This is a genomic window from Serratia sp. JSRIV002, from assembly GCF_019968725.1.
Classification (GTDB): Bacteria; Pseudomonadota; Gammaproteobacteria; order Enterobacterales; family Enterobacteriaceae; genus Chania; species Chania fonticola_B.
Map to the genome: position 1 here is coordinate 5,588,797 of NZ_CP074143.1, position 23,570 is coordinate 5,612,366.

Consider the following 23,570-nt stretch of genomic DNA (forward strand, 5'->3'; position numbering starts at 1 on the left):
CGCTCCGTTGATAAAATTCTGTGCTGTGACCAACAGTTTTATCTGAGCGGCGCCCGGCAATAAAAGAATAAAAAAATCTTCTTTATTACTTATGGCGATATCAACTCCACCCATTCTCCCCCGGCACGGCTACTGCGCTGAGCGGCATCAATAAACGCCATCCCTTGCACGCCGGTTTCAATCCCTGGTAACAACGGTGCCGCCGAAGGGCCATCACGCAAACAGCGGGCCGCTTCACGGTAAATCTGGCCAAACCCTTCTAAATAGCCTTCAGGATGCCCTGCGGGTACGCGGGCCAGCAGGCGGTTTTCTGCATGCTGAAATGCCGAAGCACGGGTGATGCAATAGGCGGGTGCGTCAAAAGGCCTTATCCACAGCTGGTTCGGGTTTTCCTGGCAAAACTCGAGGCTGCCCTCACTGCCGTAAACTCGCAACTTCAACCCATTCTCATGACCACAGGCCACCTGGCTGGCCCAGAGCCGACCTTTGGCACCGTTGGCATAACGCATCTGCACCCGCACATCATCGTCCAGCTTGCGCCCCGCGATGAATGACGTCAGCTCCGCGCTGATCGCCTCAGGCAACATGCCGCTGACAAACTCAGCCAACTGCCAGGCGTGGGTACCTACGTCACCAATGCAGCCGGATCCGGCTTTTTCCGGCTGCGCACGCCAACCGGCCTGCTTGTTGTCGGTCAGCTCCAGCGGTTTCGCCAGCCACTGTTGCAGATATTCCACCTCGACGAAGCGGATCTCGCCCAACACCCCCGCCAACACGCGGCTACGTGCCTCACGCACCAGCGGGTAGGCGCTGTAGTTATGGGTCAGGATCAGTTGTCTGCCGCTTAGGCGGACCGTTTGTGCCAGTTGCAAAGCCTCGGAGTAAGAGGTGCATAGGGGCTTATCGCAGATCACATCAATCCCGGCGTTGAGAAAAGCGCTGGCGACTGGAGCGTGCAAATGATTCGGGGTCACGATCGCGATAACATCAATCCCATCCTCTCGTGCCGCTTCTGCCTGCGCCATCTGGTTAAAATCGGCATAGCAGCGATCCGGTTGCAGATGCAGTAACTCCCCGGTGCGCAGACAGTTTTGCCTATCGGAGGAGAAAGCCCCGGCGACCAGTTCAAACTCATCATCCATCCGCGCCGCCAACCGATGCACCGCGCCAATAAACGCGCCTTCACCGCCACCTACCATTCCCAGCTTTAATCTCATGATGCATCCTCCACGCCCAGCATGGATCTGACTCGCTCCCGAACGGTATCCACCGCGGCAAAATCATCAAAAGCCCGTTCCGCTACCGGAATAATATGGCGGGCGATAAAGGCGGCACCTTCGCGTGCTCCGGCCTCCGGCGACTTAAGGCAGCACTCCCATTCCAACGTAGCGACGCCTGGGAAGCCGTACTGCGTCAGCTTGCTGAAAATGGCCGGGAAGTCGATCTGCCCGTCCCCCAGAGAACGGAAGCGCCCAGGTCTTTCCAACCACGGTTGGTAGCCCCCATAAACTCCGCTGCGGGCGTTGGGGCGGTACTCGGCATCTTTGACGTGAAATGCGCGGATACGTGGGTGATAACAATCGATAAAGCCGAGATAGTCCATCTGCTGCAAATGCAGATGGCTCGGATCATAGAGAATATGGCAGCGGGGATGGTTGCCGACCTTGGCCAGAAAGCGTTCAAAGGTCACGCCGTCATGTAAATCCTCCCCCGGATGCAGCTCATAGCACACATCTACACCAGCCCGATCGAAGGCGTCCAGGATCGGCAGCCAGCACTTGGCCAACTGTTCGAAGGCCTCCTCCAGTAATAACGCATTATGCGGCGGCCACGGATAGAAATAGGGCCACGCCAGCGCACCAGAGAAGGTCGCATGGGCAGTTAGCCCCAAGCGCTGCGAAGCCTGCGCCGCCAGCAATAACTGTTCCGTTGCCCAGGCCTGCCGCTGCTGAGGTTTGCCCCGGATTTCTGACGGAGCAAAACCGTCAAAGGCCAGATCGTAGGCTGGATGGACGGCGACCAGTTGTCCTTGCAAATGCGTCGACAGCTCGCTGATGCGAATACCGTGCCGCCCAAGCCGGGCGACGATCTCATCGCAATAATCCTGGCTACGCGCCGCCAGCGCCAAATCGAAAATGGCTGGCTCCAACGTGGGGATCTGGATATTGGTGAAGCCCAGCCCGGCAGCCCACTCCGCCAAGCCATCCAGCGTATTAAACGGGGCCTGCTCGGCGATAAACTGCGCCAGAAACAGCCCTGGCCCCTGCATCGTCTTCATGCTTCTCTCCCTAATATCACCGTACGTTGGCTGCGAACCGCTTCGTCCGCCGCCAGCACCACCCGTAAGCTGTTCAATGCATCCTGAAGATGCTGATCGAGATCCAGGCCCTCACGAATTGCCCGTAAAAAGTAACGCTGTTCACTCAGGCAGAGCGCCAAATGATCTGGCTCATCCTGGCAGTCGATCCAGCGATCCGGCTGCTTAAAGCGGTTCTCATCGTCTAATTCGGCGTAATGCACCCGCAATGATTCGGTTTTGGTATGCCCCCCCACATCGTCAGAAGCCCTTTCCTGATGATGGACTACGATCGAAACCGCGCCACGCGGCCCAATGACGTCTTTCACAAAGTAGGCCGTTTCACTGACCATCGGCCCCCAGCCAGCTTCGTACCAACCGACCGAGCCATCGGCAAAACGCACCTGTAGCTGGCCGTAGTTATACATCCCCTGCGGCAGGTCATCGCTCAGCCGGGCGCCGATAGCGCTCACGCTGATCGGTTCGGCCTGGGCCATCTGGCACATCACGTCCAGATAATGTACGCCGCAATCGACAATTGGCGACAGTGACTGCATCAGGTTGCGATGCACATTCCACATCTGCCCGTGGCTTTGCTGGTTGAGGTTCATCCGCATCACCAAGGGCTTACCCAAACCCCGAGCGAGCTCCACAAACTGCTGCCAGGAGGGGTGATGGCGCAGGATATAGCCCACCACCACCTGTCGTTGTGCCTGATGAGCAGCAGCAATCACCCTTTCGGCCCCTGCTACCGTGGTGGCGAGCGGCTTTTCGATAAACAGATGACATCCCGCCGCCAGCGCCGCCAAGGCGTAGGCTTCGTGGGTATCCGGATAAGTGGTCAGGCACACGGCATCAGGCCGGGTTTGCGCCAGCGCCAACTCAAAGTCACTAAAAGTGGGATAACCGCCCCCCAAACGTTGATTGAGCAGCTCACGCGATTCACCCCGTGCCACCAGCCCGCAGATTGTCACCCCTTCCATAGCGTGGTAAGCCTCGGCATGGGATGCCCCCATATTGCCGCAGCCCACCACCAGCACCCGCAAATCAGCCATCACGTTTCTCCCCTGCTGGAACATCCCGGTAGTTGAAGGTGAAGAAGAACAGCGCGGCGATCGCTAATGCGCCGAAGGCCGGGTACCACCAGAAGTGCTGCCATTGCGGCAACGCCGCAGCGCCGTCCGCCGTCACCATATGGTTAAACAGCGCACCGCTGATCTGCGAACCAATCAACATACCGATGCCGTAGGTGAACAGCACCAGCAGGCTTTGTGCCTGGCCTTTCACTTTGTCGCCCGCCACTTTATCGGTATAGATAAAGCCGATAACGAAGAAGAAGTCATAGCACATGCCATGCAGGATGATGCCGAGGTAGATCATCCAGCGCATTTCTTCGGTAATGCCCAGTGCAAACATCACATAGCGCAGGAACCAGGAAAGCATGCCGATCATCAGCATGTACTTGATCCCCAACCGGGCAAACAGGAACGGGATCAGCAGCATGAATAACAGCTCAGACATTTGCCCCAGCGACATCACGCCACCCACGTTGGTGAAACCGGCCGCGGCAACGAACGGCGCGGCATAGGCGTAATACGCCGCCAACGGGATGGAGATCAGCGTGGCACAGATGATAAATACCAGGAAATGGCGCTGCTTGAGCATTGCGAAAGCATCCGCACACAGCAGATCGCGCATTTTTACTGGCTTGCCGCGCTCCGGTGCAGGGGTATGCGGCAGCGTAAAGCTGTAAATCGCCAATACCAACGAAGCTACGGCAGCCAGCATGAAGATATCGGTACTGTCCGACAGGCCGCTGGTGCCGACAATCAGTCCGGCGACAATCCAACCAAAGGTGCCGAACGCCCGCACTACCGGGAAGGCTTTCTCGCTGTTACTCAGGCTGTAAAACGCCACGTTATTGCTCAGGGCAATGGTGGGCATGTAGCACAGCATATAACCGAAGATAATCCACAGCAGGCCGCTGCCCTGCCCTTCGGCAAAGAATCCAGGCATCATCCACAGCAGGCCAGCCCCAATCAGGTGCAGCACGGCCAACACTTTTTGCGAGGCAAAGAAGCGATCGACCACCATACCCAACACAAAAGGCGACAGGATGGAGGCAATTGGCCCGGTGGAATAGGCATCGCCTATGATCGCGGCCAGACCATATTTGCCCATCACCACGCCGAGCGTGACGTACCAGGCTCCCCAGACAAAAAACTGCAGGAACATCATCAGTGCCAATCGTGGCACCACCCATTTGAACGTGGTGCTTTTGGCCCCCTGGGCCAGGCTATCTGTTTGCATAACTCCCCCATCGGTGTTGGTTGGTTATTACGGCAATGACGCCGGTGCTAACCGCTTTCCGGCAAAAAGGACGGCATCACCACGCCGCCGGGTTGTTGCGCCTGGCCTTTCACCTGCGCGACATGTAATTCACAAATTCGCCCTCCCCAGCGCAGCAAAACCTGGCTAAGCGCGGAACGCTCTGCGGGTACCAATACCACCGGTGTCGTACCGCGATGATGGCGATCGAGCATCCAGCCAAGTAACTCCAGGGCGATCTCTTCGCTATGGCAGCACCCCGGCCCCAACATACGGGAGGCCGGATGCGCCACCGAGGCCAGATAACCGCCGATGCGATCGTCCAACTCCCAGACGGCAACCCGCCACAGTCCACTGGTGTCATTGAGGAAGTAATCGATATCGCGCTGACGTTCGATGCCCAGTATTTCGCGCTCCAACTCCAGGATGGCGGGTAGGTCGTCAAGCCGGGCTGCCCGTACCTGGCCGCGAGTCAGGCGTGGGTAAGCAAATCCCTGGCTCGGCACCGGGATCGCCATATCCTGATAGAGGGCATACGGGGTAAATCCCCCACGCTGGTAGAGCGAATAGGAATCCAGGTTCAGCGCGCTGGAAAGCAAACGAACCGGTAAGCCACCCGCCAGTTCATCGGCCTTGGCCAACAAACGGCTGGCAATCCTGCGGCCAAAATAATCGGGATGAACATTCATGATGCCCAACCCCAAATGAGTTTCACGTGGGTGGAAGAAACAGGAGCCACAGATCGCCCCTTGTTGATCGCGCGCAATCCAGTGGTAGCCGTTATCCAACTGCTGGTAAACATCAACAAACAGTCCACAGCTTTCCGGCCCGGCATAGAAGATGTTGCCCAGCCCGTGGCGCTGATACCAAGCATTAGTTGAGCAATGGATCAAAGCGGCAATCTCGCTGCGATCCTCTGCTTGCGCTAACTGAAGCTGTATCTCCATCTGCCACCTCCTATTGCGTCGCCATTCGGGGTAATTTCGGTCTAAATTTGAAATGTAATCGATTTCATTTTGCAATAAATAAAATGTAATCGATTTCTTTTTTTCGGCAACCGGATTGATATGATTAAAAGTAGGGAGAAGATGAATTTGTAATCGCTGTCACAAACTCTTCGTAGTGATCGTACTTTTTGCCGCATACTGTGCGAGGCAAAAGGGCAGAAGGAAAAGCAAACCATGTCGATAGCAAAGGTGGCGAAAATCGCTGGCGTCTCAGCGGCCACCGTCTCACGGGTGTTGAACGGCCAACAGATCGTCAAACCAGCCACTCGCGATAAGGTCCTGGCGGCGATCCGCGCATGTGACTATCAACCCAACCTGCTGGCACGCCAGTTGCGCACTGCCCGCAGCGGGATGCTGCTGGTGCTGGTGTCCAATATCACCAACCCCTTTTGCTCCCTGGTGGTACGCGGTATCGAAGAAGAAGCCGAACGCCACGGTTACCATATTTTGCTGTGTAACTCGGAATCCAACCCCACCCGTGAATCCGCTTACCTCAGCCTGCTAAGTGGCAAGGTAGTCGACGGCGTGATCACCATGGATGCCATCAGCTGTTTGCCGGGGCTGACCGCCATGATCGGTGATTTCCCCTGGGTGCAATGCGGCGAAGGGGATACCCAATTCCGCGCCTCCTCCGTCACCATCGATAATCACCGGGCCGCCATGGCCGGTGTGCAGCACCTGGCAGCCAAAGGCCGCCAGCGGATCGCGTTGCTCAACGGCGATATGCGTTATCTGTATTCACAGCAGCGGGAACAGGGCTACCGGCAGGCGTTGGCCGAGCTGGGGCTGGACTATTGCCGGGTGGAATACGTCGAAGGGCTGGATTACGCCGCTGGAGCCAAGGCGATGAGTGATTTGCTGGCAGACGGGCCACGGCCAGATGCGGTATTTGCCATTTCGGATGTAATTGCCGGAGGCGCGATGAGTGCCTTGCACCAGCAGGGCTTGCGTATTCCAGAAGATATCGCGGTGATGGGATTTGACGGTGTACCGTTTGGCAGCATCACCACTCCGCCGCTAACCACCATCGTACAGCCCATGCATCAGTTCGGCGTGCGTAGCGTGCAGTTGCTGCTGGAGAAAATTCAGGGCCAGCAGTTGCCCCCTTGCCACGACGTGCTGGATTGGCAACTGCTGGAACGGAGTTCAACCTGAAAGAGAACCACGCAAGAAGATGCGCGCGTAGCCACCCAGCAACGTACGTTCTCCTTGCTGCTCGCAGAACAACTCGCCGCCGCGTGATGACAGCTGCTTAGCATGCAATACGTGGCGGCCAAGGCGCGCCGTCCAGTAAGGCATCAGTATGCAATGGGCGGAGCCGGTGACCGGATCTTCGCTGCGATCCATTGAGAAATAGCGCGAGACAAAATCCACCTCATCACCCGGAGCCGTGACGATCACGCCGCAACCGAGATGGTCGATCAGCTCGGCGATCGCAGGCTGCACCGCCCTGACCTGCGATTCATCGGCCAATACCGCCATCAGCGACTGGGCTCGCCACACTTCCTGCGGTTGCACACCGAGCAAAGCAGCCAACTGTGGCGGTTCAGCAATTTTCTGTGGTGGGCGAGAAGGGAAATCCAGGATCAGCCGTTCACCGTCGGCCGCATCACGTTTGACATACAGTTCACCGCTGGCGGAACGGAAACGGATATCGCTCAACCCCGGGTTGACCACGTTTAACAACACGTGCGCCGAAGCCAAAGTAGCATGCCCGCACAGATCCACTTCCCGCGTCGGCGTGAACCAGCGGATCGCATACATGTCGCCATCCTGCCAGACAAAGCTGGTTTCCGGCAGGTTCAGTTCATTGGCGATGGCCTGCATCTGCGCTGCCTCCAGCGGTTGTGGCAGCAGGCAGACACCGGCCGGGTTGCCCCGCAGTCCCTCGCCGATAAAGGCATCCACATGGAAATAGTTTTCGTTCATCAGCGTTCCCTCAATGCCAAATCAGTAATACACAGGCGGCGGTTAACAACCCCATCGACACGTTAAAGATTATCCAGGCTTTCTTGCTGCGCAGCAGGCGGCCAATCACCGTACCAAAACCCAACCAGATGATCCCGGCAACGATGTTGACGGCAAAGATACCGAAGGCGATGGCCAGAATCGAGTGGTTGTATTTATCTCCCGCCAGGCTAAAGCTCGCCACTGCCCCAAGCGCCATCAGCCAGGCCTTGGGGTTGAGGAATTGCAACAGCCAGCCTTGGTACAGGCGCACCGGCTTTGGTGGCGGCGCGTCGGTTTCCAGCTTTTCATAGGCCGCCGTCGCCACTTTCCACGCCAGCCACAACAGATAAAGGCTACCGAGGATTTTCAGGATCAGGTGCAATGAAGGATAAATCAGGATCAACCCACCAACGCCAAATGCCACCAGCACCAAGATACTTTGCATACCCAGCATGATGCCGATCATCAGCCATAATGAACGCATAAAGCCGAAATTGGCCCCTGAGGTGGTGAGCAACATATTATTGGGGCCAGGGGTGATCGCGGCCACCCACAGGAAGCCTAGCATCGAAAGAAATAAACTCAGTTCCATGAAGCGGGTGCTCCTCACCCAAATGACTTTTTTGCAGTATGATTGCTAATACATGTGTTTGAAGCTAACAGTGCGGTTCGGATCACACAATAGCCGCCAACAAGAATTTTATTCATTATGTATGAATCCTTTCGCCCTCTGACCGGGGCCAGTAATCCACACCTGCAAACCCTGCTGCCACGGCTGGTGCGCCGCCGCATACGGCTACAACCCCATTGGCAGCGGCTGGAGTTGCCGGACGGCGATTTCGTCGATCTGGCCTGGAGTGAAGATCCGCAACTGGCGCGCGATAAACCGCGCGTGGTGCTGTTCCATGGATTAGAGGGTAATTTCTACAGCCCTTACGCACATGGGCTGCTTAATGCCTGGCGCGAGCAAGGTTGGTTGGGCGTGGTGATGCATTTCCGTGGTTGCAGCGGCGTGCCTAACCGTAAGCAACGCATCTATCATTCCGGCGAAACGGAAGATGCCCGCTTCTTCCTGCGCTGGTTGCGTGACAGCTTTGGCGAAGTGCCAACGGCAGCGGTTGGGATTTCCCTTGGCGGCAATATGCTGGCCTATTATCTGGCCCAGCAGGGCAATGACAGCCTGCTACAAGCGGCAGTGGTCGTTTCTGCCCCGCTGATGCTGGAGCCATGCTCAATCCGCATGGAGCAGGGATTCTCCCGCGTTTATCAGCGCTACCTATTGGGCCAACTCAAGCAAAATGCCACCCGCAAGCTGCTGCACTATCCAGGCACCTTGCCGTTGGATCTGTCGCAACTGAACAAGCTGCGGCGCATTCGTGAGTTTGATGATGTGATCACCTCGCGCATTCACGGCTTCAGCGACGCGGTCGATTACTATCGCCGTTGCAGCGCCCTACCGCTGTTGCCGCAGATCACCACGCCACTGCTGATCATTCACGCTAAAGACGATCCGTTTATGACCGATGCGGTGATACCCGATCTCGCCAGCCTGCCGCCTAATATCGAATATCAGCTGACGGAGTGCGGTGGCCACGTCGGTTTTGTCGGCGGCACCTTGAAAAAACCACAAATGTGGCTGGAGCAACGAATCCCGGCCTGGCTTTCTTCTTTTTTGGAACCCACCAAGTGATTATTCCCTGGCAAGAAATTGAACAAGAGACTCTCAACAGCCTGATCGAATCCTTTGTATTACGCGAAGGAACCGACTACGGCGAGCACGAACGTTCGCTGGAACAGAAGGTCGACGACGTGCGCCGCCAGTTGAAAAGCGGCGAAGTGGTGCTGGTGTGGTCAGAACTACATGAAACCGTCAACATCATGCCTCGCGGGCAGATCCGCGCCGGGCAGGAGGAAATTTAGTCTTATTGCGCGCTATGACTGAGGGAAAAAATCAGGTAACAATGCAGTATTGCAAACCAACGCGCACAATTTCGCCTTGGGCGAAAGGGTATCAGCCATACTAAAAATCTCATTCTGAGCCTGCGCATTTAATACGGAGTGACCCTCGACCATGTCTGCCAAACATCCCGTTATCGCGGTGACCGGTTCCAGCGGAGCCGGCACCACCACCACCAGCCTGGCGTTCCGCAAGATTTTTCAGCAGCTAAACCTGCGCGCCGCCCAGCTGGAAGGCGACAGCTTCCACCGTTACACCCGGCCGGAAATGGATGCGGCAATTCGTAAAGCCCGCGATATGGGGCGCCATATCAGCTACTTCGGCCCGGAAGCCAACGACTTTGGCCTGCTTGAGCAAAGCTTTATCGAATACGGCAAGAACGGCACCGGCCGCTCACGTAAATATCTGCATACCTACGACGAGGCGGTGCCTTACAACCAGGTTCCTGGCACGTTCACGCCTTGGGAGCCACTGCCCGCCCCCACGGATGTCCTGTTCTACGAAGGGCTGCACGGCGGCGTAGTGGCCGATCAGATCGACGTAGCCAAACATGTCGATCTGCTGGTCGGCGTGGTGCCGATCGTCAACCTGGAGTGGATCCAGAAGCTGATCCGCGATACCGGCGAGCGTGGCCATTCCCGTGAGGCGGTGATGGACTCGGTAGTCCGTTCGATGGAGGATTACATCAGCTACATCACGCCACAGTTCTCGCGCACCCATATCAACTTCCAACGCGTCCCGACGGTAGATACCTCCAACCCGTTTGCCGCCAAGGCAATCCCCTCACTCGACGAAAGCTTGGTGGTGATCCACTTCCGGGGCCTGGATCAGATCGATTTCCCCTACCTGCTGGCAATGCTGCAAGGATCGTTTATCTCGCATATCAATACGCTGGTGGTACCGGGTGGCAAGATGGGGCTGGCAATGGAACTGATTATGGCACCGCTGGTGCAGCGGTTGATGGAAGGCAAGAAGATCGAATAAGTTATCGGGCGCGGCTAATCTCCGCGCCCACCGTTGTTAATGCATCAACAGATGGCGGATAAAACCGACGTGCAGTTTCACCCCAATCTGCATCGCCGCCTCGTCCAGTTTAAAACGGGGATTATGCACGCCGTAGGTGGCACCGATCGCCTCGTTACCGCTGCCGATAAACAGGAAGCACCCCGGCACTTTCTCCTGATAGGAGGAGAAATCTTCGCTGCCAAACATCGCGGTAGTCAATTCCCGCAACGCCTGTGGCCCCACGGCTTCGGCCACCACCTCGCGCGCAATAACGCAGGCATCAGGGTGGTTATTACCGATGGTATAGCCACGCGTCCAGTCAACCTTGTAGCTGGCACCGTGCGCCTGGCTGATCCCAGCAACGGTTTGCTCTACCAACAGCGGCACCCGATCACGGACTTCCTGATTATGAGTACGTAACGTTCCTGCCAACCGGGCAGTGTCTGGAATGACGTTATAGCTGTCTCCTGCCTGGAAGGTTGCCACCGTCAACACCGGGGCATTTAACGGATCAAGTTTACGTGCCACGATCTGCTGTAATGCGCTAACGATCTCCGCACCAATCGGCACCGGATCGATACACAGATGCGGCATCGAGCCATGTCCACCCTTACCCTGCAGCACGATGTCGAAGTTATCGCTGGAGCCACTGAACACGCCCTGCTTCAAGCCCACCTCACCGGTCGGGAAGTTGGGCATGACATGCAGGCCGAAGATCATCTTCACGCCATCCAGAACACCCAGGTCTACCAGCTGTTGGGCTCCGCCCGGTGGCACTTCTTCGGCATGCTGGAAGATAAAACGCACCGAGCCTTGCAGCTGCGCCTGCAACTGGCACAACACGCTGGCCGCGCCCAGCAACATCGCGCTGTGGGCATCATGGCCGCAGGCATGCATCACCCCTGGCCGGGTCGAGCAGAAAGGCTCGTCGCTTTCCTCCTGGATCGGCAAGGCGTCAATATCGGCGCGCAAGGCATAGCACGGCCCCGGCGCTGCGCCCTGTAATTCGGCAACCACGCTATTCGGCGTAGGACGGGTGATCTTCAACGGACCAAGGCTGGCTAGTTGTCCGGCTATGTAAGCTGCCGTCTGCGCCTCTTGAAATGACAACTCAGGATTCGCATGTATATGACGCCGCCACTGCAATACCTGTTGTTCCACACCGTCAATCAGCTGTTCAATGTTCATGTTCATACTCCTTAATTCAGTGCCGGTTGGCGTGCTCTACCCGCCAATGGCAGGATCACCAGCCCGGAAACCACCATAGCCAATGCCAAAAAGATAAACGTCGTCATGTAGTTGTGGCTGATGGTGATCAGATACCCCATGGCAATAGGGGCCACAAAGCCACCCAAGGTGCCGCCGGTGTTAATCAGCCCCATCGCTGCCCCCATCACTTCCGTAGGCAAGCGCTTCATAGGCAAGGTAAACACCGTGACGAACGAGGCCATCAGGAAGATATAACCCAGGAACAAGAACAGGCTGGCCGTGAGCGCCGATTCGCTGGTAAACACCAGCCAGATGCACAAGGCGCTGAGCAGGGAACTGAAGAAGATCACCCACGGCTCATGCCCTTGCAGGTAGCGCCCGACCAGCCAGCCGGTGCCGAGTGAGGAGATCCAGATCCCCAGACCGCCGGCGGCCACCACCATGCTGGAGACGTCAAGCGGCATTCCGCGCTGCTGTACCAGGAATTTCGGCAGCCAGGCCATCAGGCCGTACGACGGGATGTTGATACAGAAGATCGCCACAAACAGCAGCAACACAATTGGGTTTTTCAGCAAGGCCTTATAGTTGGCAGCGGCTGCCCCAGCTTTGGCGGATGCTGCCTGTGGTGGATTGGGAACCAGCCACAAGATGCAGGCGGCAATCACGAATGCCAACAGGCCAAGCGCAGAGAACGACCCACGCCAGCCGATGTGATCCAGGCAATAGACCGCGACCAGCGGCCCGACGGTCATCGCCAACCCGGCGGAGGACAGCAGAATGGACTGCGCGAAGGTGCGCTGTTCCAGTGGGAAATTCGCCACCACCGCCTTGGCGCAGGAACACGGATAGCCGGAGTGGCCAATGCCGGACAGGAAGCGGAACGTCACCAGCAGGCCCAGGCCGAACCCCAGAATGCCGAAGCACAGGGCGAATCCCCCCAGCAGCAGTAACGAACTGCACAGCACTTTCTTAAAGCCAAAGCGGTCATTGAGCCAGCCCGCCGGTATCTGGAACAGGGAATACGCCAGGAAAAACATCCCGGTAATGTAGCCCAGTTGTTCCGGCTGTAGATTGAACTCGCGTTCGATAGGTAACAGCGCAAAACCCATCACGGTTTTATCGATGTACACCACGACATAGCCCACAAACAGCAAAAAAATCATTAGCGAACGATTTTTCATCGCCGATATTCCTTTAAGTTATCACCCAGGCTGCCCACCAGCGTGAGGGGCGTAGTTTAATAATGTGATCCAGGTCACTTTATAGTTTTAATAACAGTCACTTACAGCAACATGCTGAAATTATCGCCTTTTGCCGAGCGGCATAAGATACAATTTTGTAAGGGGTGATGCTTTTTATTGATAGGGTGGGGAATGCGCTATTTACCGAAGTTACAACAGTTGAAAGTCTTCCAGCAGGTGATCCGCAGCGGCAGTATTCGCGGGGCGGCACGCGCGCTTGAGCAATCTCAACCGGCGGTGAGCCGCACCATCCGTGAACTGGAACAGATCCTGGAAACCCAGTTGATCAATCGCAGCAGTCAGGGAATGACGCTGACCGAAACCGGCCGCGCCTTCGCCCTGCGAATGCAGTTGATCCTGGAGGAATTGCAGCGCGCCGCCGACGAGATCCAGCAGTTGAATCAGCATTCGCAAGGTAACGTCGCCATTGGTTGCTCTTCGCTACTCGCCCTGACGGTATTACCGGAACTGGTCGAGGCCTTCAAACAGCCGTTTCCACAGGCCAATCTGCTGATCCGCGAGGCGCAGCTTTCTACGCTACTGCCAGCATTGCGCGAAGGCCGCCTGGATTTTGCCGTGGGTACCGTCAGCCCGGAACTTCCGCTGGAGGATCTGGTGCGTGAACCGCTGTTCAACGCCTCTTTTTGCATTATCGCACGCCAGGGGCACCCACTGGCGCAGGCCACCTCGTTGGACGAATTGCGTGAGGCCAAGTGGTTATTACCGGAAACCGATATGGGTTACTACCAGCAGTTGCGTGCGGTGTTAGGCACCTTCTATCAGCAATTGAGTCGTTCGCCCATTCGCTCGGACTCTGTGACCTGTGGCTTGAATATGGTGCTGGAGGCGGATTATTTGACTATCGTGGCGCGGGCGATGAGTGCACCGTTCTATTTGCAGCGTCGGCTGGTGGCATTGCCTATCGACACGTTGCCACAAGCGCAATATTGCGTGCTGTATTCACAGAAATCGCCGCTAACCGTGACGGCACGGCGATTTCTTGATTTATTGCGTGCCCACTGCCTGCGCTACCCTTGGTAGGATCAGGCCACTTCGCGGATTTCGAAGCTGTGGGTAATGCTGGCGGCTTTACCCAGCATCAAGGAGACGGAGCAGTATTTCTCGGCGGAAAGATCCACCGCACGCTCGACGATCTTATCGGTCAGCCCTTTGCCGGTGACGATAAAATGCAGATTGATATGGGTAAACAGACGCGGTGCTTCTTCACGACGCTCGGAGGTCAGTTTTACCTCACAGTCACGCACATCGTTACGCCCTTTTTGCAGGATCGACACTACGTCGATGGCGCTACAGCCGCCGACGGACATCAACACCATTTCCATCGGGCTTGGCGCTTTATCGCCAGCGTTGCCATCCATCAAAACCTGGTGACCAGACGCAGACTCACCCAGGAATGTCAGCCCTTCTACCCACTTAACTCTTGCCTGCATGTTACACACTCCGGTTAATTTCTTAAAAACAGGGTACGCTTTCGCATACATTCTGGCAACGTAACCTGACGCTAATCATGCTGAAGCGAGACAACACAAGACACCCGCCTCACTCTGTGCTACAAACAGAGCCGCAATAACTCTTTCCAGGTCACCGATTTCAGGGATATGTCCAAGGAAAGGCCCCTATATTGGTTTGTTAACAGAATGTAGCTTGCAGCTCTCCCTGCAAGTTAATATGCTAGAGCACAAGCGTATTTCTATAACACGCCTCAAAACCTGTTGATAGCCACAATTAAAACACCGGGCTATAAGCACGTTTTACAGGGAACTCTGACCCCTGTGATACAAGGCAGCGATAACAACAGAGGATAACAGCGAATGGTTCTCGGCAAACCGCAAACAGACCCGACTCTCGAATGGTTCCTGTCTCATTGCCATATCCACAAATATCCATCGAAGAGTACGCTTATTCACCAAGGTGAAAAGGCCGAAACGCTTTACTACATCGTCAAAGGCTCCGTCGCGGTGCTGATTAAAGATGAAGAAGGCAAAGAGATGATCCTGTCCTACCTTAACCAGGGGGATTTCATCGGCGAGCTAGGATTATTTGAAGAAGGCCAGGAGCGTAGCGCCTGGGTACGGGCCAAAACCGCCTGTGAAGTGGCTGAAATTTCCTACAAGAAATTCCGCCAGTTGATCCAGGTTAACCCGGATATCCTGATGCGCCTGTCCGCACAGATGGCTAACCGCCTGCAAGTCACCTCAGAGAAAGTGGGTAACCTCGCCTTCCTTGACGTAACCGGCCGCATTGCACAGACCTTGCTGAACCTGGCAAAACAGCCTGATGCCATGACTCACCCAGACGGCATGCAGATCAAAATCACCCGCCAGGAAATTGGCCAAATCGTCGGTTGCTCACGTGAAACCGTCGGTCGTATTTTGAAAATGCTCGAAGATCAAAACCTGATCTCCGCGCACGGCAAAACCATTGTCGTGTACGGTACGCGTTAATCCCCAGGGAAACGGTGCAGCAATGCGCCGTTTCTTTACCTGCTGAATAGCCAACCATGTGGCGCCGCCTGATCTACCACCCGGAAGTCAACTACGCACTGCGGCAAACGCTGGTGTTGTGCCTGCCGGTGGCGTTTGGTTTACTGATTGGCAACCTGCAACTCGGCATGCTGTTCTCGTTGGTGCCCGCCTGCTGCAACATTGCCGGGCTGGATACGCCGCACAAACGCTTTTTCAAACGCCTGGTCGTAGGCGGCTCCCTGTTCGCACTCAGCAGCCTTCTGCTGCAACAAGCCCTGCTGTGGGATCTGCCGTTACCCTTGCTGATGCTGGCAATGGCGCTGTTGCTCGGCGTCAGCGGTGAGATCAGCCCGCTGCACGCACGCCTGCTACCAGCCGCATTGGTCGCCGCCATCTTTTCCCTCAGCATGGTAGGCACCGTGCCAATCTGGCATGCCCCTTTGCTGTATATCGTCGGCACCGCCTGGTACGGGCTGTTTACCTGGGCCTGGTTCAAGCTGTGGAAAGAGCAGCCGATGCGCGAATCTCTAAGCCAGCTGTATATGCAGCTGGCCGACTATTTTGAAGCCAAATACTCATTACTGACGCAGCATACCGATCCTGAAACTGCCCTGCCGCCGCTGTTGCAACGCCAGCAGAAAGTCATGGATCTGATCAGTCTGCTATACCAACAGCTTAATTTCCTGCCCCATGCCAATAACCTGGAGCAAAAGCGCCTGCGGCGTACGTTTCAGGTGGCGCTCGATTTGCAAGAGCACATCACCGTCAGCCTGCATCTGCCGGAAGAAGTGCAAAAGCTGGTGGAGCAAAGCCAGGCCGAAGCGATCATCCGCCGCAACGCCCAGGTGATCGCCACGCGCCTGCGGGTGGTGGCCGACGATATTCTCTATCATCGGCACTCTTCGCGTTTCAGCATGAAGAATGAGCTGGCGGCGCTGGAAAAAGTGGCCTCACAGCACGCCGATAATCCGGTTGGCCAGTTCTGCTATTACCACTTCAGTCGCATCGCACGCCTGCTGCGCACTCAGCACCCACTTTACCGCCGTAATCTGATGGCCAATCAGTCACGCCTGCCGTTCTGGCCTGCAGTGGTGAGCTATCTATCGTTCAAATCCAACGCCTTGCGTAACGCCGCCAGACTGGGGGTCATTCTGGCGGCAGGCAGCAGCCTTGGCATGCTGTTCAATCTGCCAAAACCCTACTGGATCTTGCTGACCATCATGCTGGTCAGCCAAAACGGCTATAACGCCACGCGGGTGAGGATCCAGCACCGTGCCCTCGGCACGTTGGCCGGGCTGGTGATTGCCGCTGGACTGTTGCAACTACAGATGCCGGAGAACGTGACGCTGAGCATCATGTTGGCCATCACCCTGGCGGCCTATCTGATCCTGCGGAAAAACTACGGGCTGGCGGTGATGGGCTTCACCGTGACCGCCGTCTACACCTTGCAGCTCCTGGCGCTGAACGGTACCCATTTCCTGGTCCCCCGCCTGATCGATACCCTTATCGGCTGCGTACTGGTGTTTGGTGGCACGATCTGGCTATGGCCGCAGTGGCAGAGCGGCATGCTGCGTAAAAACGCCCATCAGGCTCTGGAGCACGATCAGACTGCACTGCGTTTATTGCTGGAAGAACAGGAACCCGACCCCAGCGAACTGGCCTACACACGCATGCAGGTCAATCAGGCGCATAACGCCCTGTTTACCTCCCTCAATCAGGCGATGCAGGAACCGGGGTTTGAATCGAATTATCTGGCTGATATGCGGCTGTGGATCACCCATAACCAGTTTATTGTTGAACACCTGAATGCGATGACCATTCTGGCGCGCGAGCACTATATGCTGACGCCAAAGCTGGCTCAGGAGTATCTGCAAACCTGTGAGATCGCCTTACAGAGCTGTCAGCAGCGGTTGGAATATGACGGCCCGAGTACCAGCAACAGCATCATGCAGCCGCCGGACCTGCATCCAGATATGCCGATCACCGAGATGGAACGCCACTTGAGGCGGATCCTTTCTCACCTGACCGTGATGCATACCATTTCGTCATTGGCATGGCGCCAGCGCCCACATCATGGGATCTGGCTGAAGCGCAAATTGCGGGAAAGCTGAGACTAGCGGGACCGCAGCCCCGCTAACTTGATCAGCCGTTAATCACATCCTGTACGGCCAATTCGAACAGCGCCATGCCCTCGTCGATATCTTTCAGCTCAACCACCAACGAAGGGGCAAAACGGATCACATTTGGCCCGGCATTGAGGATCATCAAACCACGTGCAGCAGCGGCAGTGAGGAAATCACGCGCTTTGCCGTGATAGCCCGCCTTCAGTTCCGCGCCAATCAACAGCCCCATGCCACGAATATCGCTGAACACATCGTATTTCTTACCGATCTCCTGCAAAGCCTGAACAAACAGCCCACGACGCTGCTCAATCCCGCTTAGCACCTCTGGCGTGTTGATCACGTCCAACGCTGCCTCTGCCACTGCACAGGCCAGTGGGTTGCCGCCGTAGGTGGTGCCGTGGGTGCCAACCTGCATCACCGAGGCGATCTCTTCGGTGGTCAGCATCGCGCTCACCGGGAAACCGCCGCCCAGCGCTTTGGCGGTGGTGAGGATGTCTGGCGTAATGCCGTAATGCATATAGGTAAACAGCTTGCCGCTACGGCCCATACCGCTTTGCACTTCATCAAACACCAGCAGCGCCTGATGTTGGTCGCAAAGTTCACGTACGCCCTTGAGGAAGACAGGATCGGCGGCGGTAATGCCCCCTTCACCCTGAATAGGCTCCATCACTACCGCACAGGTGTGATCGTCCATCACCGCTTTCACCGCGGCCAGATCGTTGAAAGGTACATGCACGATATCGGCCGGTTTCGGCCCAAAGCCGTCGGAATATTTTGGCTGCCCGCCCACGGAAACGGTGAACAGCGTACGGCCATGGAAAGCGTTATTAAACGCGATAATCTTGGTTTTATACGGGCTATGACGGGTGATGGCGTAATGACGAGCGAGCTTGAAAGCCGCTTCGTTAGCCTCCGCACCCGAGTTGGCGAAAAACACCCGGTCGGCGAAGGTGGCAGCGATCAATTTACTGGCCAGGCGCAGCGCGGGCTCATTGGTGAATACGTTGCTGGTATGCCACAAGGTTTCGCCCTGCTGCTTTAGAGCCTCAACCAGTGCCGGATGGCAGTGCCCCAACGCAGTCACCGCGATGCCACCAGAGAAGTCGATATACTCTTTCCCCTGCTGGTCCCATACGCGGCTCCCCTTGCCCTTCACCGGCACAAACTGGGCGGGTGCATAAACAGGCAGGATAACCTGATCAAAGGTGCTGCGGGTAACTGCGGTTTTTTCGGTCATTACTGGCTCCAGGCGGCTAACTATCAAGTGAAAATATAATCACAAAATATGCATAAAAAACCAATCAAGGGCAAGCTTAAAAAACCACTAACGGCTAACTTCCAAGGAAATTACCCAGCAGTTGGTGCCCCTGTTCGCTGAGAATGCTCTCTGGATGGAACTGTACGCCTTCCAGCGCCAGCGTCCGGTGGCGGATCCCCATGATCTCATCCCGTTCGCCGTCACGTTCGCTCCAGGCGGTCACCTCAAAGCACTCCGGCAACGTCGCCGCGTCCAGGATCAGTGAATGGTAGCGGGTGACGGTCAGTGGATTATTCAATCCCTTGAACACGCCGAGATTTTGATGGCGGATAGCTGAGGTTTTGCCGTGCATCACCTCTCGAGCGCGAACCACGTCGGCGCCAAACGCCTGGCCCAACGCCTGATGCCCAAGGCAAACCCCAAGGATCGGCAACTTGCCGGCAAAATGGCGGATCGCGGCCAGCGAGATGCCCGCCTCGTTCGGCGTACAGGGGCCAGGGGAGATCACCAGATGTTGCGGTGCCAGCCGCTCAATATCGGCCAGTTGCAGTTCATCGTTACGCTTCACCAGCACTTCTGCACCCAGTTCGCAGAAGTACTGATAGAGGTTGTAGGTAAAAGAGTCGTAGTTATCGATCAGCAGCAGCATGTTTAAATGAACTTAGTATGAAGGATCGTTACGGTCGCCCGTATCAAATAGCTAGATAGCCGAGTTTATCTAACCTTCGCCATTACACCTATAGCCACGTACGAACAGTACTCCATAAAGACGGACAGTTTTGCTGATTTGAAAACGTTGAATCAGCCAAAAAAGAGAGTAATTTAGCACTAAGTGCTATAGTTAAGGTAACAGGATGTCAACCTAATGCGCGTATTTAAAACCAAATGGTTTGCCAAAACGGCCGAATCTCATGGCATCAAAGATAGGGAATTATGCCGGGCTATTGACGCAGTGATAGAAGGGAAGGCCGATGACCTCGGAGGCGGAGTATACAAGAAGCGCCTAAGGGAGAATCGTGATCGCGCCATAATATTAGCCAAAGGCGGAGTGCATTGGTTTTACACGTTCCTGTATGCTAAACAGGATATGGCCAACATCGATAAACGTGAACTTGCTGGATTTCGAGAGTTAGCAAAGTACTATGCGGTACTTGCAGATGAAAAGATTATGGCATTGATTACAAATAAAGAGCTGGTGGAGATTTGTCATGACCGTAAAAAGTAAATTCAAAAGTCCTGCGTTTGAAGCCATCCATAGTGCAGCTTCTGGGTTATTCAGCGTCGATGCCATCCCGCAGGAGACGATGCGTAGCTTCGATCAAGCCTGCATCAGCAGCGTCAAAGATCTTCAACCACTTGAAATCAAAGCATTGCGAGAAAAGCTCAATGTCAGCCAGCCAGTCTTTGCCCGTTATCTGAACACCAGCGTTTCTACAGTCCAAAAATGGGAAAGCGGCGCAAAACGCCCCAGTGGCCTGTCGTTGAAGTTACTTACCGTGGTCCTGAAACATGGGCTTAAGGTGTTGATTTAATACCTGATAACGCAAATGTAACATTCAGTCATCCAAGCTCACACCCAGCAGGGTTTTAACCGGCAATGGTTCGCATCAGCCGACCAAGACAACGGAAAGCCTTTGGTTAATACTGCGAAGTCGAATGAATTCTCTGAGGCAACATTTCGCAGACACTGCCTGCGAAATGTGAGCCCAGCGGACTCAATCAGCGATACTTCGCCGTTACACCTATAGCCACATTCGAACTCTCTGCGATAGTTGATTACGAGGCTGGAGGTCCCCGAGCACCTCTCGACTAGCTTCTGGCCCACAAACGGTAAGTAGGCTTCAGACTATAGCCCAAGAGACATGCGCCAATACTCATCGAAATGAAATCCCTTTATACAGTGTCGATTGGTAATGTGTTGACTGACCACGAAACCATTGTGTTCATAGAAGCGGATGGCCCGGTGATTAGTCGTAGCAACATCCAATTCAATGTAATGGCAACCACGTTGTCGTGCCCGAATAATTTCCTGCTGCAATAACCAAGAACCTACCCCTTGACCGGCCAATGTCTGGTCGATGGAAAAATTGTAAAGAAAGTAAATACCTCGGTGTGGTTTAGGACTGGCTGCGGTGGAGACCAACAGCCGATATAGACACTTCAAAGCTTGAAACAGAGGATAGACATGAAAAAGTGATCTCAGAGTGTAAATATCCAACAGCCAGTGCTCCCGCCGTTCAAAAGCGGCAACCATACCGATGCAACGGTTTCCAAGGAGCGCTAGACGATGTCTTGAATAGCCGAAATATCCTAGGTCACAGCGAAAGGCATGCTTCAAGTAAGCATTGCGCTGCCCCTTGGGACCATATATATAACGTTGGGTGTGCGGATCGATGTTGCCCAACAAGCCAACGACCTGCTCAGCATATTCTGCGGTCGCAGTGCAATACTGAAGGTCCTCACAGGGATACTTAATCATATAGACTTACACCCAGCATTCTTAGCAATTTTAGGGCATTGGTCTGAGTGGAGACTCCCTCTTTGAGGCGGTAGTTGAACACCACTTTTTCCGGCAGTTGTTCATCTATATCCTCCTCAAAATAGATGGTTTTACATAACGATTGCAGCTCTGGATGCGTCGCAAGGGCGACATTATGTGTCGTCATCAGCCCCATCGCTTGTTGGGTGCAGAGCTTTTTAAGTAGTGCAACAATGGCGAGGTTGCGCTCCCGTTCATTCGTTCCCTTAAGCAGTTCATCCAGCAGAAATACTGGCTGTAGATGACATTGTTCGACACCTTCCAGCACGTGCTTGATCTGCACGACCTCACTCATAAAGTACGATATCCCCTGCTCCAACGAATCACGGCTGGAGATAGCCGTATATAACTCGCAGGGAGGGAAACGCATTTCAGCACAGGCCACAGGCCCCCCGGCCATGGCCAGTTTAAGGTTGAGACCCAGCGTGCGCATGTAGGTGGTTTTACCCGACATATTAGAACCGGTAATAATAGTCACCTGTGCGGGAGCCAACACAATATCATTGGCTACCGCTATGCCAGGTGGTAGCAACGGGTGAACAGCTTGGCGGGCAGACATCCCAGGCTCCTTGCTACAAACGGGGAAGCCCCAGGTCGGGTTTTCGAAGCTCAAATTGGCTAAGGCGCTAATGGCTTCAAAATGCGAGATAGCTTCCAACCAATCGGCCACATGCACAGCGAACTGTCTACGCCACTGCTGTAGTTTGAAAGCCACATGAAAATCCCACAACAAGCAGAGCTGCAGGAACATATAGGGCACCGGATTAAAACGTAGTCGCGAATGATGCACTATGGCCGACAACTGGCGCAGAGCGGCCCCTGGCCGTTGCGGCGACTGCAATAACGACTCACGGATCTGCTGTAAAGGTTGAGACTGAAACTCGTCGCTACCGATGAGTTCGACTATTCGTGACAAGCTGTTCAATGCCTCGGATTGCAAATCTGCCTGTTCGAAACAGTGCCTAAACCGTTGAGCGTTAAAACCAAGAAACACCAGATTCAACAAGAGCGGCAAGGCGAGGATCCATACGGCCACGAGTTTGCTCACCACCAGTAGCAGACAGATAATGAATATAACGTTTAGAAGCCAACCGATCCGTTGCTTAATTGGCGTTACAAGAGGTTCTGAAGTATCCGTTGCCCAGGCTCGGAACTGCTCTAGCCGATGACCAGCCATATTTTGCTGGTCCCGTGCGTAAGCATACAGCCGCTGGCGTAAGTCCAACTGAGGAGCCAGTTCCCGAACCGCTAGTTGATGTTGTTCGAGCATCGGACTTCCCCGGCTCAGCCACTCGGCCAGCCGCTTATCGCCTAAGCTGGTGGACAGGTTGAACAGGAGTTGTCCAAGTGATGCATGTCCATACAGATTCAGATCCCGGTCTTGCTCACTGAAAGAGTCGGCGAGGTTGGCAGGGCAAGGTAGCAGCACCGAAAAGTCCCGCCTAACGCGAGCCAGGCTCTCTTGATTTAGAGTAACCAAAGTGAGGCAGTGCTGTAATTGAGCCGCCAACCGACGGTGCCAGATCACCAAGGCAACGAATATCCCGGCCCCCATACCCAACAACCCCCACCAAAAACCCTGTTTTGGGTCTGACCACAGACCGCTGATCGGCGCCAGCAAAACTAGCGACACCAACAACCGGCCAAGCTCCACATAACGTTGTCGGCGGCGTAAGCGCTGTGAATTGTCAGTAAAAGTATCAATGCGCTGCTGTAACTGAGCCTCCACGAGATTATTAGCCTTGGTAGTCATATTTGAAAACGTTTCGCTCTTCGGGTTGGGGAATGGAAAACTGTTTGGCTAGGGGACGGCCAAACAGCTCATTGAGTAATGGGTTACTCAATTTCAGATAAATATCGTTGCGCTGCAAACGTGCACCAAAGTTCTGCTTGAGGAAATAATTGGTGATCCCCAGATCAATGGATTGCGTATTATGACTGCTGAAACGCTGGATAAGATCAATATGCAGAACATAGTAGGCATTCACTTCACTATTACTGCGGTAATCCCGGCCAAATATGAAAGGATTGATAATAGTGTCACTTACCCCACTGAAGATAAACGCATATAGTTCAGCAACAGCGAGTGAGTTTCACAGGAAGATTAATAAAGTCCGCCAACTCTGAAACCGCTGGCAAAGCTAAACGGACGCTGCATGCAGCGCCCCTAG

The 23,570-nt window shown here is 55.1% G+C and carries 24 protein-coding genes; 9 read left to right on the top strand and 15 right to left on the bottom strand.

Annotated features, from left to right (window positions below):
- Nucleotides 1-89: 89 nt before the first annotated feature.
- The 5 genes from KGP26_RS26245 to KGP26_RS26265 are packed head-to-tail and all read right to left on the bottom strand — an operon-like array spanning nucleotide 90 to nucleotide 5,571.
- On the bottom strand, nucleotides 90-1,217 hold the full coding sequence (locus tag KGP26_RS26245) for a Gfo/Idh/MocA family protein (RefSeq protein WP_223664760.1): 1,128 nt from the start codon (nucleotides 1,215-1,217) through the stop codon (nucleotides 90-92).
- Nucleotides 1,214-2,278, bottom strand: coding sequence for a sugar phosphate isomerase/epimerase (locus KGP26_RS26250; protein ID WP_223664761.1), 1,065 nt, complete (start codon nucleotides 2,276-2,278; stop codon nucleotides 1,214-1,216). The genes KGP26_RS26245 and KGP26_RS26250 overlap by 4 nt, the downstream gene beginning before the upstream one ends.
- Nucleotides 2,275-3,351 carry a Gfo/Idh/MocA family protein gene (locus tag KGP26_RS26255; RefSeq protein WP_223664762.1) on the bottom strand — a complete coding sequence of 359 codons (1,077 nt, stop codon included), beginning with the start codon at nucleotides 3,349-3,351 and terminating at the stop codon, nucleotides 2,275-2,277. The genes KGP26_RS26250 and KGP26_RS26255 overlap by 4 nt, the downstream gene beginning before the upstream one ends.
- Nucleotides 3,344-4,606 carry an MFS transporter gene (locus KGP26_RS26260; RefSeq protein WP_223536555.1) on the bottom strand — a complete coding sequence of 421 codons (1,263 nt, stop codon included), beginning with the start codon at nucleotides 4,604-4,606 and terminating at the stop codon, nucleotides 3,344-3,346. The genes KGP26_RS26255 and KGP26_RS26260 overlap by 8 nt, the downstream gene beginning before the upstream one ends.
- A 47-nt stretch (nucleotides 4,607-4,653) precedes the next feature.
- Nucleotides 4,654-5,571, bottom strand: a complete 918-nt coding sequence (locus KGP26_RS26265) for a GNAT family N-acetyltransferase (protein WP_223536557.1) — start codon at nucleotides 5,569-5,571, stop codon at nucleotides 4,654-4,656.
- 234 nt (nucleotides 5,572-5,805) lie between these two features.
- Between KGP26_RS26265 and KGP26_RS26270 the strand changes: the two genes are divergently transcribed.
- Nucleotides 5,806-6,786 carry a LacI family DNA-binding transcriptional regulator gene (locus KGP26_RS26270; RefSeq protein ID WP_223536559.1) on the top strand — a complete coding sequence of 327 codons (981 nt, stop codon included), beginning with the start codon at nucleotides 5,806-5,808 and terminating at the stop codon, nucleotides 6,784-6,786.
- Here KGP26_RS26270 and KGP26_RS26275 read toward each other — a convergent pair.
- Nucleotides 6,778-7,560 carry a PhzF family phenazine biosynthesis protein gene (locus tag KGP26_RS26275; RefSeq protein WP_223664763.1) on the bottom strand — a complete coding sequence of 261 codons (783 nt, stop codon included), beginning with the start codon at nucleotides 7,558-7,560 and terminating at the stop codon, nucleotides 6,778-6,780. The genes KGP26_RS26270 and KGP26_RS26275 overlap by 9 nt on opposite strands.
- A gap of 10 nt (nucleotides 7,561-7,570) precedes the next feature.
- Entirely contained in the window at nucleotides 7,571-8,173 is a 603-nt protein-coding gene (locus tag KGP26_RS26280; RefSeq protein WP_021808042.1) for a LysE family translocator, read from the bottom strand.
- A 117-nt stretch (nucleotides 8,174-8,290) separates the two neighbouring features.
- Here KGP26_RS26280 and KGP26_RS26285 point away from each other — a divergent pair, with 117 nt between their 5' ends.
- The 3 genes from KGP26_RS26285 to KGP26_RS26295 all read left to right on the top strand — a co-directional run bounded on the left by KGP26_RS26285 (nucleotide 8,291) and on the right by KGP26_RS26295 (nucleotide 10,522).
- On the top strand, nucleotides 8,291-9,271 hold the full coding sequence (locus tag KGP26_RS26285; protein ID WP_021808043.1) for a hydrolase: 981 nt from the start codon (nucleotides 8,291-8,293) through the stop codon (nucleotides 9,269-9,271).
- Nucleotides 9,268-9,501 (top strand): YheU family protein, encoded by a 234-nt coding sequence (locus KGP26_RS26290; RefSeq protein ID WP_021808044.1) that lies wholly within the window; start codon nucleotides 9,268-9,270, stop codon nucleotides 9,499-9,501. Before KGP26_RS26285 ends, KGP26_RS26290 begins: the two co-directional genes overlap by 4 nt.
- Before the next feature lie 151 nt (nucleotides 9,502-9,652).
- A complete protein-coding gene (locus KGP26_RS26295; RefSeq protein ID WP_021808045.1) occupies nucleotides 9,653-10,522 on the top strand; it encodes a phosphoribulokinase in 870 nt (289 codons plus the stop codon).
- A gap of 36 nt (nucleotides 10,523-10,558) precedes the next feature.
- Here the strand turns inward: KGP26_RS26295 and KGP26_RS26300 are convergent, their stop codons facing one another.
- A complete protein-coding gene (locus KGP26_RS26300) occupies nucleotides 10,559-11,737 on the bottom strand; it encodes an amidohydrolase (RefSeq protein WP_223664764.1) in 1,179 nt (392 codons plus the stop codon).
- Nucleotides 11,738-11,742: 5 nt separating this feature from the next.
- On the bottom strand, nucleotides 11,743-12,933 hold the full coding sequence (locus KGP26_RS26305; RefSeq protein ID WP_223664765.1) for an MFS transporter: 1,191 nt from the start codon (nucleotides 12,931-12,933) through the stop codon (nucleotides 11,743-11,745).
- A gap of 192 nt (nucleotides 12,934-13,125) precedes the next feature.
- On the opposite strand from KGP26_RS26305, the gene KGP26_RS26310 reads away from it, so the two are divergent.
- Entirely contained in the window at nucleotides 13,126-14,034 is a 909-nt protein-coding gene (locus KGP26_RS26310; RefSeq protein ID WP_021808048.1) for a LysR substrate-binding domain-containing protein, read from the top strand.
- A gap of 2 nt (nucleotides 14,035-14,036) precedes the next feature.
- Here the strand turns inward: KGP26_RS26310 and KGP26_RS26315 are convergent, their stop codons facing one another.
- Nucleotides 14,037-14,444 carry an OsmC family protein gene (locus KGP26_RS26315; protein ID WP_021181673.1) on the bottom strand — a complete coding sequence of 136 codons (408 nt, stop codon included), beginning with the start codon at nucleotides 14,442-14,444 and terminating at the stop codon, nucleotides 14,037-14,039.
- A gap of 381 nt (nucleotides 14,445-14,825) precedes the next feature.
- Between KGP26_RS26315 and crp the strand changes: the two genes are divergently transcribed.
- Complete coding sequence (crp, locus tag KGP26_RS26320) at nucleotides 14,826-15,458, top strand: cAMP-activated global transcriptional regulator CRP (RefSeq protein ID WP_005969523.1); 633 nt, start codon at nucleotides 14,826-14,828, stop codon at nucleotides 15,456-15,458.
- A gap of 56 nt (nucleotides 15,459-15,514) precedes the next feature.
- Nucleotides 15,515-17,590 (top strand): YccS/YhfK family putative transporter, encoded by a 2,076-nt coding sequence (locus KGP26_RS26325; RefSeq protein WP_223500489.1) that lies wholly within the window; start codon nucleotides 15,515-15,517, stop codon nucleotides 17,588-17,590.
- Nucleotides 17,591-17,621: 31 nt separating this feature from the next.
- Here the strand turns inward: KGP26_RS26325 and KGP26_RS26330 are convergent, their stop codons facing one another.
- Together KGP26_RS26330 and KGP26_RS26335 are read right to left on the bottom strand one after the other, a co-directional pair.
- On the bottom strand, nucleotides 17,622-18,839 hold the full coding sequence (locus KGP26_RS26330; RefSeq protein ID WP_024482717.1) for an aspartate aminotransferase family protein: 1,218 nt from the start codon (nucleotides 18,837-18,839) through the stop codon (nucleotides 17,622-17,624).
- Nucleotides 18,840-18,933: 94 nt separating this feature from the next.
- Complete coding sequence (locus KGP26_RS26335) at nucleotides 18,934-19,509, bottom strand: aminodeoxychorismate synthase component II (protein WP_059199470.1); 576 nt, start codon at nucleotides 19,507-19,509, stop codon at nucleotides 18,934-18,936.
- A 216-nt stretch (nucleotides 19,510-19,725) separates the two neighbouring features.
- Between KGP26_RS26335 and KGP26_RS26340 the strand changes: the two genes are divergently transcribed.
- Nucleotides 19,726-20,085 (top strand): type II toxin-antitoxin system RelE/ParE family toxin, encoded by a 360-nt coding sequence (locus KGP26_RS26340; RefSeq protein WP_223500490.1) that lies wholly within the window; start codon nucleotides 19,726-19,728, stop codon nucleotides 20,083-20,085.
- Nucleotides 20,069-20,392 carry a DNA-binding transcriptional regulator gene (locus KGP26_RS26345; protein WP_223664766.1) on the top strand — a complete coding sequence of 108 codons (324 nt, stop codon included), beginning with the start codon at nucleotides 20,069-20,071 and terminating at the stop codon, nucleotides 20,390-20,392. The genes KGP26_RS26340 and KGP26_RS26345 overlap by 17 nt, the downstream gene beginning before the upstream one ends.
- A 314-nt stretch (nucleotides 20,393-20,706) precedes the next feature.
- On the opposite strand, the gene KGP26_RS26350 is transcribed toward KGP26_RS26345, so the two are convergent.
- The 3 genes from KGP26_RS26350 to KGP26_RS26360 are packed head-to-tail and all read right to left on the bottom strand — an operon-like array spanning nucleotide 20,707 to nucleotide 23,387.
- Nucleotides 20,707-21,339, bottom strand: coding sequence for an N-acetyltransferase (locus KGP26_RS26350; protein ID WP_223664767.1), 633 nt, complete (start codon nucleotides 21,337-21,339; stop codon nucleotides 20,707-20,709).
- Nucleotides 21,332-23,152 (bottom strand): hypothetical protein, encoded by a 1,821-nt coding sequence (locus KGP26_RS26355; RefSeq protein ID WP_223664768.1) that lies wholly within the window; start codon nucleotides 23,150-23,152, stop codon nucleotides 21,332-21,334. Before KGP26_RS26355 ends, KGP26_RS26350 begins: the two co-directional genes overlap by 8 nt.
- Nucleotides 23,136-23,387: a hypothetical protein gene (locus tag KGP26_RS26360; protein WP_223664769.1), complete on the bottom strand. Its 252-nt coding sequence runs from the start codon at nucleotides 23,385-23,387 to the stop codon at nucleotides 23,136-23,138. The genes KGP26_RS26355 and KGP26_RS26360 overlap by 17 nt, the downstream gene beginning before the upstream one ends.
- Between the last annotated feature and the right edge of the window lie 183 nt (nucleotides 23,388-23,570).